Genomic DNA, 3,207 nt, shown 5'->3' with positions numbered 1-3,207 from the left:
GGGCCGCCCCGGGCGCCGGGGCGGCCCGCCGCCGGGCTCTGGTCCGAATTTCGATAGTGTGCAAATCTTCGAAGCTGATGGGAAGCAGCGCCGCTCCCTTCGTCACCAGAGGAGTACTCACGTGCGCACGCTCAAGCACCCCACACGCGAAGAGATCCAGCTCACGGACGTGTTCCACGCGCTGAGCGACCCGACGCGCCTGGCCATCGTCCGTGGCCTGGACGGTGTCACCGAGCAGTCGTGCAGCAGCCTCAACATCCCGCTGTCCAAGTCCACGCTCTCCCACCACCTCAAGGTCCTGCGCGACTCCGGCGTCACCCACACCCGCGCCGAAGGCACCCACCGCCTGATGTCCCTCCGCCGCCAGGACCTCGAAGCCCGCTTCCCGGGCCTCCTGGACGTGGTCCTCCGGACGGAGCCGGTGGCCGCGGCATAGTGGGCGTGGCCTAGGTGTGGCGTGGCCTAGGTGTACTGACTCGCGGGTTCGTTGACGCGGGTGACGGGCGCGGTTCCGAGGATCCGTGCTGTACCGGCCGCGATGACGCAGAAGGCCACGGGCAGGAAGAACGTGACGTTCAGCGGGATGAAGTGGGTGAGCGGTCCGATGATGGCCGGGCCGGCGAGCATGCCGAGATAGCCGAGGCCGGCGACGCGGGAGACATTGGTTCCGGCGGAGTCCTGGTCGGCGTGGCCCGCCGCGCTGAAGAGCTGAGGTACGCAGCCGGAGAGGCCGATGCCGAAGACCGTCCAGCCGGCCAGGGTCAGCGGGATCCACGGCGAGAGCGCCACCGCCGTGAGTCCGATCGCGCCCAGGGCGGCGCCGTACCGTACGACGGCCACCGGCCCGAAGCGGGCCGCCACCCGGTCCGTGAGCAGACGTCCTACGGTCATGGCCGTGGAAAAGGCGCCGTAGGCGAAGGCGGCGGTGGCGGCGGGCGCGTCGAGGACGTCACGCATCGCCAGCACGCTCCAGTCGTTGGCGACTCCTTCGGAGAGCATCAGCATCAGGGCGAGCGCGGCCAGGGCCCAGATACGTGGAGGTGTGCGGCGTCGGGCGGTTGGGGCCTGTGAGGCCTGCGTGGCTTGTGAGCCCGCTACCTGCTGATCTGCTGCCTTCTGGCCGTCCGCCACCGCCGGCCGCAGCAGTGCAGGCGCCGCCAGCGCCGTGACCGCCACGCCGAACACGCTCACCAGCGCCAGCGTCGTCGCCGGGCTCCACTCCCAGCTCAGCGTCCGCGCGCCGACCAGCGCCGCGAGCACTCCGCCCACCGAGAAGAAGGCGTGGAAGGCGGACATCACGGGCCGCCGGTAGCCGCGCTCGACCTGGACGGCGTGCGTGTTCATGCTGACGTCCAGACAGCCGTTGCCGAAGCCGAGCACCAGCAGCGCCGCGCCCAGAGTCCAGCCGTTGGCGGCCAGTCCCGGCAGCACCACCGCCGCGCTGCACAGCGCCGCGCTCACCGGCACCACCTTGCGGGCGCCGAACCGGTCGGTGAGCGGCCCGACGAGCTGCATCCCGGCGAAGGCACCGCCGCCGAGCAGCAGCAGGAGCCAGCCGAGCACGGCATGGCTGATACCGGCCCGGTGCTCCACGACCGGGATATGGACGACCCACATGCCGAGGACGAAGCCGTTCAGGGTGAAGAAGCCGAAGGTGGCCAGCCGGGCGGCGCGCAGCGATCTCTCGGTGCCGGTTTTCTCCATGCCGGCGAACATAACAAACATGGTTGATGTTCGGAAGATTGCCTATCGCACATCCATTGTGTTCAATGATTCAATGGCAGGCATGGCGAGCACAGGGAGCACAGATCGACTGCGGCGGATCACCGATGCCGTACGCGGGAGCGGACAGCTGAGCGTGGCCGAACTGGCGGAGCTGACCGGCGCCTCGGAGATGACCGTCCGCCGGGATCTGGAGGTCCTCAGCGACCAGGGCGTCCTGGAGCGCTACCGCGGCGGCGCCAGAAGCCTGCTGCTCCGCGGCGAGGAGCCGCCCTTCGCGCTGCGGGCCCAGGAGGGAACGGAGGCCAAGCGCCGTATCGCCGCCGCCGTCGCCGAACTGATCGCCGACGGCGAGTCGGTCGTCGTCGACAGCGGCACCACCTGCCTGGAGGTGGCCCGCGCCCTGGAGGACCGCCGGCTGACCGTCATGCCGCTCTCTCTCCACGCCGCCAACGCGCTGACCGGCGCGCCTCGACTGAAATTGCTGCTGCCCGGCGGCGAACCGCGTTCGGGTGAACTCGCCCTGACCGGTCCGCTCACGGAGGCCTCACTCGCCGCGCTGCGTTTCGACACCGCCGTCATCGGCTGCTGCGGACTGACCGCCAAGGACGGGCTGACCTCGTACGACCTCTCCGACGCGGCCGTCAAACGCGCCGCGATCGCCTCGGCGCGACGCGTCATCGCCGTGGCGGACGCCGCCAAGTTCTCCCGTACCGCGCTCGCCTTCGTCGCACCGGTCTCCGCGCTCCACGCCGTCGTGACCGACGAGACGGCTCCGGACGAGGAGACGGGCGCGATGGCCGCGGCGGGCGTGACCGTACGCAAGGTGTGATCTCCTCGGGTGGTGGCGGGACGGGCCTACACATGACAATGAGTGCGTGCCGGCAGGCCCGATCCGGGCGGCCGTCATACACGGCGGGCGGCTGTTCGTATGCCCGCCGTCGGTCGACCGATCGAGGAGCGACATGGCTGGACAGTTCGAGGCAACCACGGAGATCGACCGGCCCGTCGAGGAGGTGTTCGCCTTCCTCGCCGCAGGCACGAACGACCCGACGTTCAGCCCCAGGGTGCAGGCGATCGAGAAGGTCCCGGACGGGCCCACCGAGGTCGGCACGGTCTTCCGCAGCACGGTCAAGGACGCGGGAATGACCACCAGGCGCGAGATCCGGATCACCGAGCTGGAGGCGCCCGGCAAGATCCGCTGGGCCGAGACGTCCAAGAACTCCGTCACCTCGGCCGAGGGCGGCTACGACCTGGAGAGCGTCGGCGAGGGCAGGACCCGGGTGCGGATCTTCAATGTCCTCGAAGGGCACGGCATCGGCAAGCTGCTCGTCGGTATCGCCCTGAGCGCCGCCCGGAAGGACGCGCCGGCCTTCGGCGAGCGGATCAAGAAGGCCGTCGAAGCGTCCTGAGCGGAGCTCCCGGACCACGGGCCCCGGACCACGGGTGGGCCCCGGGCGGCGGTGTCCACTGCCGCCCGGGGCC

At 70.5% G+C, this 3,207-nt stretch carries 4 protein-coding genes; 3 read left to right on the top strand and 1 reads right to left on the bottom strand.

The annotated features are described in order from the left end of the window. The first annotated feature begins 121 nt into the window (after positions 1 to 121). A complete protein-coding gene (locus GA0115259_RS34295) occupies positions 122 to 436 on the top strand; it encodes an ArsR/SmtB family transcription factor (RefSeq protein ID WP_093604146.1) in 315 nt (104 codons plus the stop codon). Between the two features lie 26 nt (positions 437 to 462). Here GA0115259_RS34295 and GA0115259_RS34290 read toward each other — a convergent pair whose 3' ends face one another. Further along, complete coding sequence (locus tag GA0115259_RS34290) at positions 463 to 1,704, bottom strand: MFS transporter (protein WP_202450607.1); 1,242 nt, start codon at positions 1,702 to 1,704, stop codon at positions 463 to 465. A gap of 82 nt (positions 1,705 to 1,786) precedes the next feature. Between GA0115259_RS34290 and GA0115259_RS34285 the strand changes: the two genes are divergently transcribed. Then, positions 1,787 to 2,554, top strand: coding sequence for a DeoR/GlpR family DNA-binding transcription regulator (locus GA0115259_RS34285; protein ID WP_370749180.1), 768 nt, complete (start codon positions 1,787 to 1,789; stop codon positions 2,552 to 2,554). A 133-nt stretch (positions 2,555 to 2,687) separates the two neighbouring features. After that, entirely contained in the window at positions 2,688 to 3,134 is a 447-nt protein-coding gene (locus GA0115259_RS34280; RefSeq protein WP_093604140.1) for an SRPBCC family protein, read from the top strand. The last annotated feature ends 73 nt before the right edge of the window (positions 3,135 to 3,207 follow it).

Origin of the sequence: Streptomyces sp. MnatMP-M17 (genome assembly GCF_900091995.1) — a bacterium.
In the GTDB taxonomy this organism is placed as follows: domain Bacteria; phylum Actinomycetota; class Actinomycetes; order Streptomycetales; family Streptomycetaceae; genus Streptomyces.
Note: the sequence above shows the minus strand (reverse complement) of the source record. Positions and strands in the feature narration are given on the sequence as shown.

Bases quoted from the DNA above. Each gene is read 5' to 3' on its own strand.
- GA0115259_RS34290 (WP_202450607.1), bottom strand. From the start codon at position 1,704: ATGGAGAAAACCGGCACCGAGAGATCGCTGCGCGCCGCCCGGCTGGCC.
- GA0115259_RS34285 (WP_370749180.1), top strand. From the start codon at position 1,787: ATGGCGAGCACAGGGAGCACAGATCGACTGCGGCGGATCACCGATGCC.
- GA0115259_RS34280 (WP_093604140.1), top strand. From the start codon at position 2,688: ATGGCTGGACAGTTCGAGGCAACCACGGAGATCGACCGGCCCGTCGAG.